The 14,961-nt window shown below is 64.6% G+C and carries 14 protein-coding genes and 1 pseudogene; 8 read left to right on the top strand and 7 right to left on the bottom strand.

What is annotated here, in order from left to right:
- Positions 1-30: 30 nt before the first annotated feature.
- The 4 genes and pseudogenes from Q0687_RS10230 to Q0687_RS10215 all read right to left on the bottom strand — a co-directional run bounded on the left by Q0687_RS10230 (position 31) and on the right by Q0687_RS10215 (position 1,735).
- Positions 31-531 carry an arsenate reductase ArsC gene (locus tag Q0687_RS10230; protein WP_298875502.1) on the bottom strand — a complete coding sequence of 167 codons (501 nt, stop codon included), beginning with the start codon at positions 529-531 and terminating at the stop codon, positions 31-33.
- Between the two features lie 15 nt (positions 532-546).
- Positions 547-957 (bottom strand): annotated as a pseudogene (locus tag Q0687_RS10225) (GNAT family N-acetyltransferase); the annotation flags it as partial.
- Positions 958-962: 5 nt separating this feature from the next.
- Positions 963-1,253, bottom strand: a complete 291-nt coding sequence (locus Q0687_RS10220; RefSeq protein WP_363323937.1) for a hypothetical protein — start codon at positions 1,251-1,253, stop codon at positions 963-965.
- 14 nt (positions 1,254-1,267) lie between these two features.
- Positions 1,268-1,735, bottom strand: a complete 468-nt coding sequence (locus tag Q0687_RS10215) for a PH domain-containing protein (protein ID WP_298875499.1) — start codon at positions 1,733-1,735, stop codon at positions 1,268-1,270.
- A 162-nt stretch (positions 1,736-1,897) separates the two neighbouring features.
- On the opposite strand from Q0687_RS10215, the gene Q0687_RS10210 reads away from it, so the two are divergent.
- The 3 genes from Q0687_RS10210 to prfA all read left to right on the top strand — a co-directional run bounded on the left by Q0687_RS10210 (position 1,898) and on the right by prfA (position 6,939).
- On the top strand, positions 1,898-3,154 hold the full coding sequence (locus Q0687_RS10210; RefSeq protein ID WP_298875494.1) for an aspartate kinase: 1,257 nt from the start codon (positions 1,898-1,900) through the stop codon (positions 3,152-3,154).
- Positions 3,155-3,525: 371 nt separating this feature from the next.
- On the top strand, positions 3,526-5,793 hold the full coding sequence (gene ptsP / locus Q0687_RS10205) for a phosphoenolpyruvate--protein phosphotransferase (protein ID WP_298875492.1): 2,268 nt from the start codon (positions 3,526-3,528) through the stop codon (positions 5,791-5,793).
- A gap of 60 nt (positions 5,794-5,853) precedes the next feature.
- Positions 5,854-6,939: a peptide chain release factor 1 gene (gene prfA / locus Q0687_RS10200; RefSeq protein WP_298875490.1), complete on the top strand. Its 1,086-nt coding sequence runs from the start codon at positions 5,854-5,856 to the stop codon at positions 6,937-6,939.
- A 15-nt stretch (positions 6,940-6,954) separates the two neighbouring features.
- On the opposite strand, the gene Q0687_RS10195 is transcribed toward prfA, so the two are convergent.
- Both Q0687_RS10195 and Q0687_RS10190 read right to left on the bottom strand, forming a co-directional pair.
- Complete coding sequence (locus Q0687_RS10195; protein WP_298875487.1) at positions 6,955-7,434, bottom strand: MarR family transcriptional regulator; 480 nt, start codon at positions 7,432-7,434, stop codon at positions 6,955-6,957.
- A gap of 109 nt (positions 7,435-7,543) precedes the next feature.
- Entirely contained in the window at positions 7,544-8,134 is a 591-nt protein-coding gene (locus Q0687_RS10190) for a hypothetical protein (protein WP_363323936.1), read from the bottom strand.
- Between the two features lie 249 nt (positions 8,135-8,383).
- Between Q0687_RS10190 and Q0687_RS10185 the strand changes: the two genes are divergently transcribed.
- The 4 genes from Q0687_RS10185 to Q0687_RS10170 all read left to right on the top strand — a co-directional run bounded on the left by Q0687_RS10185 (position 8,384) and on the right by Q0687_RS10170 (position 13,238).
- Positions 8,384-9,718: a substrate-binding protein gene (locus Q0687_RS10185; protein WP_298875481.1), complete on the top strand. Its 1,335-nt coding sequence runs from the start codon at positions 8,384-8,386 to the stop codon at positions 9,716-9,718.
- Positions 9,719-9,817: 99 nt separating this feature from the next.
- Positions 9,818-10,693: a branched-chain amino acid ABC transporter permease gene (locus Q0687_RS10180; RefSeq protein ID WP_298875478.1), complete on the top strand. Its 876-nt coding sequence runs from the start codon at positions 9,818-9,820 to the stop codon at positions 10,691-10,693.
- Positions 10,694-10,704: 11 nt separating this feature from the next.
- Positions 10,705-12,543, top strand: coding sequence for a branched-chain amino acid ABC transporter ATP-binding protein/permease (locus tag Q0687_RS10175; protein ID WP_298875475.1), 1,839 nt, complete (start codon positions 10,705-10,707; stop codon positions 12,541-12,543).
- On the top strand, positions 12,540-13,238 hold the full coding sequence (locus Q0687_RS10170; RefSeq protein ID WP_298875473.1) for an ABC transporter ATP-binding protein: 699 nt from the start codon (positions 12,540-12,542) through the stop codon (positions 13,236-13,238). The genes Q0687_RS10175 and Q0687_RS10170 overlap by 4 nt, the downstream gene beginning before the upstream one ends.
- Here the strand turns inward: Q0687_RS10170 and Q0687_RS10165 are convergent, their stop codons facing one another.
- Positions 13,239-13,664: an HIT domain-containing protein gene (locus Q0687_RS10165; protein ID WP_298875470.1), complete on the bottom strand. Its 426-nt coding sequence runs from the start codon at positions 13,662-13,664 to the stop codon at positions 13,239-13,241.
- 100 nt (positions 13,665-13,764) lie between these two features.
- On the opposite strand from Q0687_RS10165, the gene prmC reads away from it, so the two are divergent.
- Complete coding sequence (gene prmC / locus Q0687_RS10160; RefSeq protein ID WP_298875467.1) at positions 13,765-14,649, top strand: peptide chain release factor N(5)-glutamine methyltransferase; 885 nt, start codon at positions 13,765-13,767, stop codon at positions 14,647-14,649.
- The last annotated feature ends 312 nt before the right edge of the window (positions 14,650-14,961 follow it).

Genomic DNA, 14,961 nt, shown 5'->3' with positions numbered 1-14,961 from the left:
TGAACTCCGCTGCGTATCGGCGTGAGGCGCTCACTGCTGGCCGATCTCGTTGATCTGCTTCTGCAAGGCCATGCCGCCTAGGGATTCCAGCGGTAGGCTGGAGAACAGTTCGATGCGCCGGCGCAGCACGATGAACGCATCCTGGAAGGCGCGCAGCTGCTCGATGCGGTCGCCTTCCACCGCCGCCGGGTCCGGCACGCCCCAGTGCGCCGTCATCGGCTGGCCGGGCCAGAACGGACACTGCTCGCCGGCAGCCTTGTCGCAGACGGTGAACACGAAATCCAGCGGCACGCCGTGCGGCGCCGCAAACTCGTCCCAGTTCTTGCTGCGGAAGCCCTCGGTGGCGAAGCCGTTCTTGCCCAGCAATTCGAGCGCCATCGGGTGCACTTCGCCCCGTGGGTGGCTGCCGGCACTGTAGCCGCGGAATTTGCCTCGGCTGATGGAGAGGTTGTTGATGATGGCTTCCGCCAGGATCGAGCGGGCGGAGTTGCCGGTGCACAGGAATAGCACGTTGAGCGGTTGCGGGTTCATGGCCTTGCTCATGAAGATGGAAGTGGACGGACACAGCGAGCGGAATTGCGGGTGCAGCTTGACCTCGGGCGGTGCGTCCGTGCGCTCCAATATGCGGTAGCCCTTTCCGGCGAAGTAGCGATCGGCGTCGGTGGTCAGCAGGTACAGCGTAGCGATGCCGAGCTTGCGCGCCTGCGCTTCGGCCGCCGCCACCAGCTGGGCGCCCAGGCCGGCGCTGCGCCACTCAGCCAACACCACCAACGAGCGCAGCATGGCGGCGGAGCCGAGCAGGTCCAGCCCGACCAGGCCGGAAATGCACTCCCCGTCGCGCAGAACCAGGAAGGTCTTGAGCGAATCCGCATCAATGTCCGAGCTGGGCAACCCCTGTCGATCCAGCAGGCCGCGGATGGCTTCCAGGTCTTCGGCGCTGGCGGGAGTGATCGGCATGGGGACTAGCAGCAGCCGGTCTTCTTGGGGCGCGGCGCGAAAGCGATCGGCGCCTCCGGGGCGCAGCAGCCGGCCCGGGCCGGCTTTTCGCTGGCCGCATGCTCGCCGAATACCGGGATCTCGCCGAGGGTATGGAACGTCTCCCAGGCGATGCCCTGCGGGTCCTGCACCCAGTACTTGTCCGACTTCGCGTAGCAGCAACTAGCGCCTACTTCGTCGCGAGCGGCGATCTCGGCGGCGTCGACGGTCGAGCCCGGCTGGGCGGCTGTGGCGGAAGTATCTTGCTGCATGCTCATGGTTAAGCGCGGTCCTACCGCGTGGTGATCGAACTACGGAAGGCGAGCGGCGAGGCGATGGTCTTGATGGTCTCGCGTCCTTCGCCGACGCCATTGATGGTCACGTCGCCGTAGTTGAGAATTCGCCCAAGGATGGTCTGGTTGACGTCCACACTCTCGACCTTGTCCAGCGCCATTTCAAAGGTGCGGCGCTTGATGAAGCCGATCTTGTGCACAACCCTGAGATTGGTGACGTCGGTCTCGGTGGTGAGACGATGGAACCAGCTCTTGACGGTCCAGTACAGGGCAGCCAGCGCCACCAGGCCGGAGCCGAACAGGCAGATGATCATCACCCCGTAGACATCGCTCTGGCGGGAGACCGCGAACAGGACGATCGCCACGATCCAGGCCAGGATGGCCGGAAAATAGAAGATCCAGTGCGCATTGGTCGAATACAGCACCCGCTCTCCGGGCTGCAGGATTTCGTCAATATAGCGCGCCATAGCCTCTGATAACCCATTGCCCGGATCGGGCCCCAAGAACTCGCTTAGGAACCCGCTTGCCCCCGGCCCCGCCCCTCTGTATACGCGCGGTCGGTATCCCCCAGGGCATCCGTCCGGCGCGGGTCACCATACTGATCCTCAAGAGGGAATGCACGCGTCGTCATGAGCCGTCTCGTGATGAAATTCGGCGGCACGTCCGTCGCCAATATCGAACGTATCCGCAACGTCGCACGCCATGTGAAGCGTGAGGTCGACGCCGGCCATGAAGTGGCTGTGGTCGTCTCGGCGATGTCGGGCAAGACCAACGAACTGGTGGCCTGGTGCACCGAGGCTTCGCCGATGCACGACGCGCGCGAATACGACGCAGTCGTCGCCTCGGGCGAACAGGTGACGTCGGGCCTGCTGGCCATCGTGCTCCAGAGCATGGGCATCCAGGCCCGCTCCTGGCAGGGCTGGCAGATCCCGATCAAGACCAGCGACGCCCACGCTTCGGCCCGGATCGAGGACATCGACGGCAGCGAGATCATCACCCGTTTCAGGGATCGCAAGGAGGTCGCGGTCATCGCCGGCTTCCAGGGCATCGATCCCAAGACCAACCGCATCACCACGCTCGGCCGCGGCGGCTCCGATACCTCGGCCGTGGCGATCGCCGCCGCCGTCAAGGCCGACCGCTGTGACATCTACACCGACGTCGACGGTGTCTACACCACCGACCCGCGAATCGTGCCCAAGGCCAAGCGGCTCGACAAGATCGCATTCGAAGACATGCTGGAACTGGCCTCCCAGGGCGCCAAGGTGCTCCAGGTGCGCTCGGTGGAACTCGGCATGGTCCACAACATGCCGATCTTCGTCCGATCGAGCTTCGACAAGCCCGAGGATATCGACCCGCATGCCAACCAGCCGCCCGGCACCCTGATCTGCGGCGAGGAGGAGATCATGGAAAATCACGTCGTCACCGGCATCGCCTTTTCGAAGGACGAGGCGCAGATCTCGGTGCGCCAGATCGAGGACAAGCCCGGCGTTGCCGCGTCGATCTTCGGCCCGCTCGCGGATGCCAATATCAACGTCGACATGATCGTCCAGAACGTGTCTGAAGACGGCAAGACCACCGACCTGACCTTCACGGTGCCGGCTGCCGACTACGTCAGGGCCAAGGACACCATTACCGCCGCCAAGGCCAAGATCGGCTATCACAGGCTGGATACCGCGACCGACGTCGCCAAGATCTCGGTGATCGGCAGCGGCATGCGCAGCCATGCCGGCGTCGCTGCCCAGGCGTTTTCGGCCCTTGCGGGGCGGAATATCAACATCCGGGCCATTACAACCTCCGAGATCAAATTCTCGGTTTTGATCGACACGGCCTATACCGAGCTTGCGGTGCGCACGCTGCACACGCTCTACGGCCTCGACCAGACCTGAAGCGCGCCCCTCGCGCTTCAGGTGGTTGTTTGAGCATGGTCTTTCCGGAAAACCGCTTCGCGCTTTTCCGGATCATGCCAAGACTAATTTTCTCTTAGCGGTCGCAGCAAACTCCGAGGTGTACACACCTTCGCGTTTGGCAGGCGTTTTGCTTGGCAAAACAAGCCTCAATTCGCTATACGGCGAACAGGGTGGGCTGCCGCAGACTGTGTCCCAGTTCGAGCGGCGCTGATTCGGTGCAAGCGTGGAATCTCGCGTAGATTTTGGGTTTGCGCCTGCGCCGGACAAACAAATTGATTGTTTTTCTGGAATTTTGGGCCAGCCGCCGGCCAATATCGCCGGGCCGGGCAGACGGAGGAGATTGACGGTTCATGCGGAGCGCGTCGGGAGGTCCCCGCGTCTTGTTGAGACGGCTCCGCGAAACCATGGCGGAGCAGGTCTCGGCCCAGGAGCGGCTGGACAAGATCGTGGTGCTGATCGCCGCCAACATGGTGGCCGAGGTGTGCTCGGTCTATGTGCTGCGCATCGACAATACCCTCGAGCTCTACGCCACCGAAGGCCTCAACCGCGAGGCGGTGCACCACACCGTGCTGAGCGCCCATGAGGGCCTGGTCGGCCTCGTCGCCAGTGAGGCGACGCCGCTCAATCTGAACGACGCGCAGAGCCACCCGGCCTTCTCGTTCCGCCCGGAGACCGGCGAAGAGATCTATCACTCCTTCCTCGGCGTGCCGATCCTGCGCGCCGGCAACACGCTCGGCGTGCTGGTGGTGCAGAACCGCGCCAAGCGCACCTATGTCGAGGAGGAGCTCGAGGCGCTGCAGACGACCGCCATGGTGCTGGCGGAGCTGATCGCGTCAGGCGAATTGTCCGCGCTGGCACAGCCTGGCCTGGAGCCGGCCGCGCGCCATTCGACGCAGAAAGCGGGCGCGATCCTGTCGGAAGGCATTGCGCTCGGCCATGTCGTGCTGCACGAGCCGCGCGTCGTCATCAAGGACTACATCGCCGAGGACCTGCCGAAGGAAATCAAGCGCCTCGACACCGCGCTCGCCAAGCTGCGCTCGGATCTCGACCGTATGCTGGAGCGCGGCGACGTCGCCGAGGGCGGCGAGCATCGCGACGTGCTCGAAGCCTACCGCATGTTCGCCAACGACCAGGGCTGGTCGCACAAGCTGCACGAGGCGGTTGCCACCGGCCTCACGGCCGAAGCCGCCGTCGAGCGCGTCCAGTCCGACACCCGCGCCCGCATGCTGCGCGTGACCGATCCCTATCTGCGCGACCGGCTGCACGATCTCGAGGATCTCGGCTACCGCCTGATGCGGCAGCTGGTTGGCCAGGACCACGCGCCCTCGCGCGAGCAAATGCCCGACAACGCCATCGTCATCGCGCGTGCGATGGGCCCGGCGGCGCTGCTCGACTACGACCGCAAGCGCCTGCGCGGCATCGTGCTGGAGGAAGGCACCGCCAACTCTCACGTCTCGATCGTGGCGCGCGCGCTCGGCATTCCCGCGGTCGGCGAGGTGCCGAACGCGCCCGGCATCGCCGATCCAGGCGATGCCATTATTGTCGACGGCACCTCGGGTGCGATCTATGTGCGGCCGTCGCAGGAGATCGAAGCGGCCTATGCCGAGCGGGTGCGCTTCCGCGCCCGCCGCCAGGCGCAATATTTGGCGCTGCGCGACCGGCCCTGCGTGACCAAGGACGGCGAGAAGGTCGAGTTGTTGATCAACGCGGGCCTCGCGATCGACTTGCCGCATATCGACGACACCGGCAGCGCCGGCATCGGCCTGTTCCGCACCGAGCTGCAATTCATGGTCGGCCAGAGCCTGCCGCGCACCAGCGACCAACTCGCGCTCTACCGCGCCGTGCTGGATGCTGCAGGCCAGAAGCCCGTCACCTTCCGCACCCTCGACATCGGAGGCGACAAGGCGCTGCCCTACATGGAGACGGTGATCGAGGAGAATCCCGCGCTCGGCTGGCGTGCGATCCGGCTCGGGCTGGACCGTCCCGGCCTGCTCCGCGGCCAGATCCGCGCGCTGCTCCGCGCCGGCGGCGGCCGCGCGCTGCGCATCATGTTCCCGATGATCTCTGAGGTCGCCGAGTTCGATTCGGCGAAGGCGCTAGTCGAGCGTGAGCTGACTTATTTGCGCCAGCACGGCCACACGCTGCCTGAACGAATCGACATCGGCACCATGGTCGAGGTGCCGGCGCTGCTCTATCAGATGGACGAGCTGCTGAAGAAGGTCGATTTCATCTCGGTCGGCTCCAACGATCTGTTCCAGTTCCTGTTCGCGGTCGACCGCGGCAATGCCAAGGTCTCCGAGCGCTTCGACACCATGTCGACGCCCATCCTGCGCGCGCTGCGCGATATCGCGCAAAAGTCGCAGGCCGCGAAGAAATCGCTGTCGCTTTGCGGCGAGATGGCCTCGAAGCCGATCGGCGCGCTGGCGCTGCTCGCGATGGGCTACCGCTCGCTGTCGCTGTCGGCGACCGCGCTCGGCCCGGTCAAGGCGATGGTGATCGACCTCGACGTCAAGAAGGCCGCAGCGATGCTTGGGCCCCTGCTGGATGCGCCGACCGGCAGCGTCTCGATCCGGCAGAAGCTGACGGAATTTGCCGAGGCCGAAGGCCTGGCGTTGTAGCGGGCCTGCCGCCCGCCCGTCTGCGCCGCTCGCCTTCCTCCGCCATTTGAGACCGAACCCATGTCGTCACTCCCCGAAGCCAAGCTGGACGTGCTCCTTGCTCATCATGCCTCTCTCGAGGCCGAATCGCTGGGGCAGCTCTCCTCCGAGCGCTATGTGCAGGTCACGCGCGAGCTCGCCGAGATCACCCCGCTGATCGAGGCGGTGAAGACGTATCGGTCCGCCGTGAAAGAGCTTGCCGACACCGAGGCGCTGATCGCGGATCCCTCGACCGATGCCGAGATGCACAGCATGGCGGAAGCCGAGCGCGACGAGCTCAATCCGAAGATCGAGGAGCTGGTCCAGAAGATCCGGATCGCGCTGCTGCCCAAAGACGCGATGGACGACCGCAACGTCGTGCTGGAAATCCGTGCCGGCACCGGCGGCGACGAGGCCTCGCTGTTCGCCGGCGATCTGTTCCGGATGTACGAGCGCTTCGCAAGCCTTCAGGGCTGGAAGGTCGAGGTGATCTCGGCCAGCGAAGGCACCGTCGGCGGCTACAAGGAAATCATCGCGGAGGTGCAGGGCCGCGGTGCGTTCTCGAAGCTGAAATTCGAATCCGGCGTACACCGGGTGCAGCGCGTGCCGGATACGGAGACGCAAGGACGCATCCATACCTCGGCGGCCACAGTCGCGGTGCTGCCCGAGGTCGAGGATGTCGACGTCGACATCAAGAACGAGGATCTGCGCATCGAGACCATGCGCGCGCAAGGAGCGGGCGGCCAGCACGTCAACAAGACGGAATCGGCGATCCGCATCACCCACATCCCGACCGGCATCGTGGTGATGATGCAGGACAGCCGCTCGCAGCACAAGAATCGCGCCTCGGCCATGAACATCCTGCGCTCGCGCATCTACGATGCCGAACGGCAGCGCGTCGACGCCGCGCGCTCGGCCGAGCGCAAGGAGAAGGTCGGCTCCGGCGACCGCTCCGAGCGCATCCGCACCTATAATTTCCCGCAGGGACGCGTCACCGACCACCGCATCAACCTGACGCTCTACAAGCTGCCGCAGGTGATCGCGGGCGAAGCGCTCAGCGAATTGACGGACGCGCTGACCACGGAGCACCAGGCCGCGCAGCTCGCTGCGCAGGGAGCTGCGGCTTAACAGGCCGCGCGACGCTCAGGCCTCGCCGGGCTCTCCGAAGGATTTCAACAATCGGCCCAGTGCCGGGCTCGCGGCCCGGCGGAGTTCCTCGAGGTTCTTGCGTGAAAGCGCCTGGAGCTTCTGCTCGCCCTTTTTCGTCAGCTTGAGATGCACGCGCCTTGCATCCTCCGGATCGGCGACGCGGCTGACCAGGGCGAGCTTTGCCAATCGATCGATCAGCTCGACCGCGGAATGATGCCGGATCAGAAGAAATTTCGCGACGTCGCCGACGGTCGCCGGGCCAGGGCCGACAAAGCCCTTGATGCCGAGCAGGGCTTGATGTTGCGTCGGCGTCAGTCCCTGTTTGACGGCAGCCGCCTCGCTGAATGCCAGGAAGCTGCGGATCTGGAAACGGAACTGCGCCAGTGCCGCATAGTCGGAGTCACGCATCGTGCCGCCGGCGCGCCGGGGCGGCGTTGTTACCATGGACCTCTGCGCCCTTTTCGCTTGAACCATACCCACCTCGACCATGCCGCCCGTCGCGGCGGGAGACTTAGCCTAAAGTAGCAAGCGGCCGCAGCCGGACCAACCGGGCGGTAATACCGATGCACTGCAATCCGACCGTCTATTCGAAGCTGGACAGCAGGATTTTCACCAGGATGACCTGAAATGCGATCGGGATGCGGACGCTCTTGCGCCGGATCGAGCGCTGCAGCGCGCCGGCGATCTCCGCGGCGGTCAGGCTGCCCGCCGACGCGTTGGCAATCAACTCCGCCCACATGTGCGACAACGACCCGCCTGTCGGAAGCACCGGCTTGATGGTGACGCCGCAGCCCTGCGCCCAGTCGACGATCTCGCGCATCGTGTGCGGACCGCAATTGCGCGCAGTCGCAAGGCGCTCGGCCGTCAGCGCGCGAAGCAGCTCGCGCGAGGGCGACCAGTTTCCCTTTGGCGGCTGCTCGCCGGTGAGCTCGACCGCGAGTTCCTTCAGGACATTCTGGGCGCGCACGCTCAGTCGTTTCATCGGCACCGGAGCGCGCTTGACCTGCCCTGCGCCGATGGCCGGTCCTCGCTCACCCGTCGGGCGATTGCGCGGCTCAGGCGCGCGAGCAGCATCGCCACCCTCCGCCGAAAGCCACGCGGCCTCCTGCCGTTCCGTCTCCTGCGTCCAGAATCGTCGCTTCCGGCTACCCGCCATTGTCGTCTGCCGCGCCATTTCTCTCGTCGAACCCGCCAGCCTCGTACTCACAAAGGCTAATCTATATCGTTATCCGATATGTTTTCACGACATAATTTTCGTCGTTCGACCAAAGGCGAAATTGACAGAAGGCCTTCACAAGCAATGCTTACAGTCGAGAGATACACGCGGATGTGACGTGCCCGGCGCAAGCAGGCCTACGAGGCCGATTGCCGCCGGACAGGTCGTGTTTGCCTGCAAACAAGAACGATGTTCGGAGGAACCACCATGACTGACGATCTCATCCGCCGCGGCCTTTCGCGCCGCGGTCTGCTCCAAACCACGGCGGGCCTCATCGGCGGCTCGATGCTTCCAGCGATGCCTGCTTTCGCCGAGGACAAGCCGGCGATCGGCTCTTATCCTGCGGGTGTATCGGGTTCCACCGCCTTCATCGGCATCTCGGTTCCGCGCACCGGCACCTATGCGGTGCAGGGCGAAGACGAGCTCAAGGGCTACCAGCTCGCCATCGAGCACATCAACGAAGGCCACGAGCTGATCAAGAAGATTTCGCCCAAGACCAGCAAGGGCGTGCTCGGGAAGGAACTCAAATTCGGTGTCGCGGATTCCGCGGCCAAGCCCAACGAAGCGGTGCAGGCGCAGCAGCGCTTCATCAGCGAGAACAAGGCGATCATGATCACCGGCGGCACCTCGAGCGCCGTCGCCGTGGCGCTGAACAAGCTCGCCCAGCGCGAGCACGTGCTGTTCGTCTGCGGCATCTCCGGCTCGAACGACACCACCGGCAAGGACTGCGTGCGTTACGGCGTCCGCCAGAACTTCTTCGGCCAGACCGCGGCGGCTGCAATCGGGCCGATCATGGTGAGGGAGTTCGGCAAGGGCAAGAAGGCCGCGTATCTCACGCCGGACTACACCTACGGCCACACCGTCACCAAATCGATGCAGGACTTCCTCGCGACCGCGGGCTGGACCACGACGACCAACCAGGTCGCCCCGCTCGGCGCTCCCGATTATTCCTCGTATCTGCTGAACGTCGCGAACTCGGGCGCCGACGTGCTGATCAACGTCAACTGGGGCCACGACGCGGTGCTGTCGACGCAGCAGGCAAAGCAGTTCGGCGTGCTCGACAAGATGAAGCTTGTGGTACCCTACCAGGTGCCGTTCATCGCACGCGAGACCGGCGGCCTGATGCAGGGCGTCTTCGCCGCCACCGATTATTGGTGGACGATCGAGGACAAGTTCCCGCTGGCCAAGATGTTCAACGAGGCCTTCGAGAAGAAGTACGGCTACAAGCCGGAATGGGGCGCCGAGAACGCCTATGTCAGCTTCGCCCACTGGGCCCACATGTGCGAGGAAGCCGGCAGCTTCAACCCGCCCGACGTGATCAAGGCCTATGAGAAGGGCGAGACGATCCCCTCGCTGGTCGGCGACGTGCATTACCGCCCCGAGGATCACCAGTGCGTCCGCCCTGTCATCATCGTCAAGGGCAAGCAGCAGAAGGACATGAAGAACAAGGAAGATTGGTACGACGTCGTCGAGATCGTCCCGGGTGAAGGCCTGATGCAGAAGCCTGATGCCTTCGGCTGCCATCTCGGCGACTACACCTGATCCCGAGCTAACCCCTGTGACGCCGTAGGCCAACCTCTGGACCTGCGGCGTCGCCTTTTTTGACGCAAGCCCAAGGCGCGTCACGACAGTGATACTTGCATGATCAGTTGGCCCAATCTCGTTTCGCAGCTCTTCAACGGGCTGGCGCTCGGCGCCCTGCTCGCGCTGATCAGCTCCGGCCTGACCATCATCTACGGCACGCTCGGCGTGCTCAACCTCGCGCATGGCGCGATGTTCATGATCGGCGGCTATGCCGGCTTCGTCACCTACCAGTACACGGAATCGTTCATCCTCGCCGTCATCGCCGGCTCGCTGTTCGTGATGCTGCTCGGCATCGTGATGGAACGAACCATCATTCGCCATTTCTATCATCGCCCGCACGAGGACCAGTTGCTCGTGACCTTCGGGCTCGGCATCTGCTTCGTCGAGATCATCCGGCTGATCTTCTCCAGCCAATCGCAGCTGGTCCCGCCGCCGGCGATCTTCCAGGGCATCACCAATCTCGGCTTCATGTTCTATCCGACCTACCGCCTCGCCGTGGTCGGCATCGTCGCGATCGCGCTCGGCGCACTGTTCATCGTGCTCTACCGCACCCGCCTCGGCATGATCGTGCGCGCCGGCATCGAGGATTCGGTGATGGTCGATTCGCTGGGAATCAACGTCTATCGGGTCTTCATGATGGTGTTCGGCATCGGCGCCATGGCGGCCGGCTTTGCCGGCATCGTCAATGCGCCGGTGGTGTCACTGACCCCCGGCATCGGCGACGACATCCTGGTCCAGACCTTCGTGGTGGTGGTGATCGGCGGCGTCGGCTCGTTTCCCGGCGCAATTCTCGGCGGCCTGATCGCCGGCGAGATCATCAGCGTCACCTCCATGTTCAACCCCGGCTATGCCTATGTGATGCTGTTTGCGGCGATGACGCTCGTGCTCGTGGTGCGACCGCATGGCCTGCTCGGCGTGCAGGGCCGCGAATAAGTGATCCGCAGATGCTCAAGCAACGACCGTTCCTGATCGAGACACTGACGGCCGTCGGCCTGATCGTGGCTCCCTTCGTGCTGCCTCATCTCGGCTTCGCGCCGAACACGGTGAACCGGATCCTGGTCTGGGGCCTGTTCGGCCTCGGCTTCGACATCCTGTTCGGCTTCACCGGACTGTTGTCGTTCGGCCAGTCCGCCTTTTACGGGACCGGTGGCTTTGTCGCCGCCTATCTGCTGACCCGCGCCGGCTTCAGCAATGTGCTCGGCGCGCTTGTGATCGGCATGATCGCCGCGGCGGCAACAGGCTATCTGATCGGCCTGATCGCGCTGCGACGTACCGGCATCTATTTCGCCATGATCACGGTGGCGATCGCGGAAGTGTTCTTCTTCGTCGAGTTCAATCCCCTCTCGGACTTCACCGGCGGCGAGAACGGACTGCCGGGCGTACCGACACCGAGCTTCGATCTCGGCTTCACCAGCATTCATTTCACCAATGGCTGGTCGCTCTATCAGTTCATCGCGCTGTGCTATTTCGTCGGCGTCATCATCGCGCTCCGGATCGTGCGCTCGCCGGTCGGCGCGATTCTGAGCGCGATCAGGGACAATCCGCTGCGTGCCACCGCCGTCGGCCATAACATTCACGGCTACAAGCTGACCGCCTTCGTGATCGCCGCCGCTTACGCGGGCTTTGCCGGCGGCCTGCTCGGCGTGCTCCAGGCCTTCATGCCGCCCGACGCTTTCACGTTCGACACGTCAGGCCAGCTCGTGATGCAAACCGCCATCGGCGGAAGGGGCACGTTGTTCGGCCCGCTGGTCGGCGCAACGGTCTGGCTGTTCCTTCAGGATTTCCTCCAGTCCGCGCTGGGCCTGGGCGCGGCCTGGAAGCTCGTGCTCGGCGTCGTGTTCGTGCTGCTGGTCTGCTTCCTGCGTGGCGGCATCATCGGCGGCCTCGTCGATCTCTATGGTTTCATCTCCGGCAAACGAGCCCGGAAGGCTGCAGAGACTGAGGAGATCGACGTCGAGACGCCGCAAGCTCCGCCCGCTCCGATGCAGGCCAAGGAGGTCGCGCACCCAGCCTATTCCGGCCCGATCCTGAAAGCCACCGGTCTCACCAAGCGCTATGGCGGCCTCGTTGCCAACAGCGATATCGACTTCAGCGTCGACCAGGGCGAGCTGCGCGGCATCATCGGCCCCAACGGCGCCGGCAAATCGACCTTCTTCAAGATGCTGACCTGCGAGGTCGCGCCGACCTCCGGCCAGATCATGTTCGAGGGACGCAACATCACGGGCTTGAAGGTCACCGAAGTCTGCCAGCTCGGGCTGACCAAGAGCTACCAGGTCAACCAGCTCTTCACCGGGCTGACAGTGCGGCAGAATCTGACGATCGCGGCCCTCGCCGAGCTGCGCGGAAAATTCCGGCTCGACCTGTTCCGTTCCCTCGCCGGCGTCAAGGGCCTGACCGAGCAGGTGGAGCACACGCTCGCGCTGGTCAACCTGACCCGCCGCGCCGACACGCCCGTATCCGAGCTCGCCTATGGCGAGAAGCGCAGGCTGGAGATCGGGCTCGCGCTCGCGACGTCCCCCCGCCTCTTGCTGCTCGACGAGCCGCTCGCCGGCATGAGCCCGCGCGAGCGGGTCGAGACCGTCAAGCTGCTCAAATCGATCGCGCGCGGCCGCACCATGATCATCATCGATCACGACATGGACTCGCTGTTCGAGCTGGTCGAGCGCGTGACCGTGCTGCAGGAGGGCCGCGTGCTTGTCTCCGGAACCCCTGAGGAAATCAAGACCAACGCCGCAGTGCAGGAAGCCTATCTCGGCGGCGTGCACGGAGAGATCGCCGCATGAGCCTGATCGAGGTCAACGGCCTGAACAGCTATTATGGGGACTCGCACATCCTGTTCGACGTCGCCATGCACGTCGAACGTCACGAGGTCGTGGCCTTGCTCGGCCGCAACGGCGCCGGCAAGAGCACGACGCTGAAGAGCCTGATGGGCGTGGTGACCCCGCGCAGCGGCAGCGTGAAGTTCGACGGCATCGATATTGCCGGGCGCCGCAGCCACAAGATCGCGCAGACGGGCATGCAGCTCGTGCACGAGGAGCGCCGCATCTTCGGCAGCCTGTCGGTCGAGGAGAACATCCTGCTTGCCGGCATCACTGCGCCAAAGCGCTGGCCGCTCGGGCGCATCTACGAGATGTTCCCGCGGCTCAAGGAGCGGCGCAGCAACCGCGGCACCGAGCTCTCCGGCGGCGAGCAGCAGATGCTTGCGATCGCCCGCGCGCTGGTGCGCGATCCCAAGATCGTGCTGCTGGACGAGCCGTTTGAGGGACTGGCGCCCGTGATCGTCCACGATCTCGTCAAGGCTTGCCGCGAGCTCGCAGCCGCCGGCCAGACCATCGTGCTGGTCGAGCAGAACCTGGCGGCGACGCTGGCACTGGCGAGCAGGATCTACATCATCAACAACGGCCACATCGTGCACGAGGGGCCCGCGCAGGAGCTCAAGGCCCAGCCGGAGCTGCTCCAGCGCTTTCTCGGCGTATAGTCAGCCACTGAGCGCCGCGATCATCCGCCTGGCATGATCGGCGAGCACGGCCGTGTCTTCCTTGCGCGTCTGCGCCGGCAGTAGCTCGACGCCAGACCTGACCGGCATCACGTGCATGTGCAGGTGAAACACCACCTGCCCGCTGGCCGGCTCGCTGAACTGTTGCAGGATGATACCTTGCGCGTCGAACGCCTTCATGGCGGCAACCGCAATGCGCTTGGCGGTGCTGATAACCGCGGCGAGATCGTCCTCGGCAATGTCGAGAATGCCGCGGGCCGGCGCCCGCGGGATCACCAGCGTATGCCCGAGCGAGCGCGGCATGATGTCCAGGAAGGCAAAGCTGCGCTCGTCCCTGAACACCTCGAAGCAGGGAATCTCGCCGCGCAGGATCTTGGCGAAGACATTTTGATCGTCATAGGCCGCCATATGTCCCTCCTTCGCTGCGCCGCGTGATCAAACGCGCTCCTTTCCGTTGACGCAAGCAAGGCAGCCGATCTATCCACGATGCCAGGCAGGATGGTTCCCATTGGCGGCAGGCTTCGATTCCAGACAGAGCATCGAGAGCGCGCGACGCGCGCTCTCGGCGCGGCTGCAATCGTCAGGCATCGACGAGCCGTCGCTTGATGCCCGCCTGCTCGTCGGTGCAGCGCTGGGGCTCGATCTGACCGGCCTGATCGCGCAGGCGGCGCGACAACTCACGCTGGAGGAGGCGACGCGGCTCGAGGGCTATGCGCAGCGCAGGCTCGCACACGAGCCGGTCGCCCGCATCCTAGGCGTCAGGGAATTCTGGGGTCTGCCGTTTCGTTTATCGGAAGCAACCTTGGTCCCCCGCCCCGATACCGAGACAGTGGTCGAGCGTGCACTCGAGCATTTCCGCGAGTTCGGCCTCTCTCATCCGCCGCGCATCGCCGACATCGGCACCGGATCCGGCGCGATCCTGCTGGCGCTGCTGCACGAGATTCCCGAAGCGTCTGGTGTCGGCACCGATCTCAGCCTGACTGCGCTTCATACCGCCAGGGGTAATGCCACCGCCCTCGGCCTTGCCGACCGCGCCAGCTTCGTCGCCTGCTCCTACGCCGCGGCCCTTCGCGGCCCGTTCGATCTGATCGTGTCGAATCCGCCCTACATTCCGGCAGGGGAGATTCCGAAATTGGCCATCGAGGTCCGCGAGCACGATCCGCATCTGGCGCTCGATGGCGGCAATGACGGATACGATGCCTACCGCGCCTTGATCCCCCAGGCAGCCGGCCTGCTCACCCCCGGCGGAGCGCTGATCGTCGAGGCCGGACAGGGACAGGCGCGGACGATTGAAACCTTGATGGCAGTCGCCGCGTTATCGGTCGACAGGCCCCCCAAGGCTGATCTGGCGGGCATTCCCAGGGCCGTCTCGGCCCGAAAAATGCCCCCATAAAAGCCGGATTGGGCTCGAAAAAACCTCTTGGAATATCCCGTGGGAACGACTACGTTCCGGTCAACACATCGGTGCCGGCCCCGTAGACCTACGGGCGAAAGCCGGGCTCTCGGGCGAGAGCTTTACTGATTATAGGTTCCAAGCCGCAGGTCCTGTTGAGCGCGATGGCCATTGGAGCTGCGCTGCTCTCCGACCGCAACGTGAACGAAAGCCTGATATTGCGCTTGAAGACTTACGCAACAAAGCTGGGCTTGTTTCGGCGGGCGATATGAATGGGTTCGCTGGCAATGAATGCTGGCGGGTGGGGAACGC

It is taken from the genome of uncultured Bradyrhizobium sp. (assembly GCF_936928535.1).
Classification (GTDB): Bacteria; Pseudomonadota; Alphaproteobacteria; order Rhizobiales; family Xanthobacteraceae; genus Bradyrhizobium.
The sequence above is the reverse complement of the archived record's forward strand: the minus strand, read 5'-3'. Positions and strand labels throughout refer to the sequence as shown.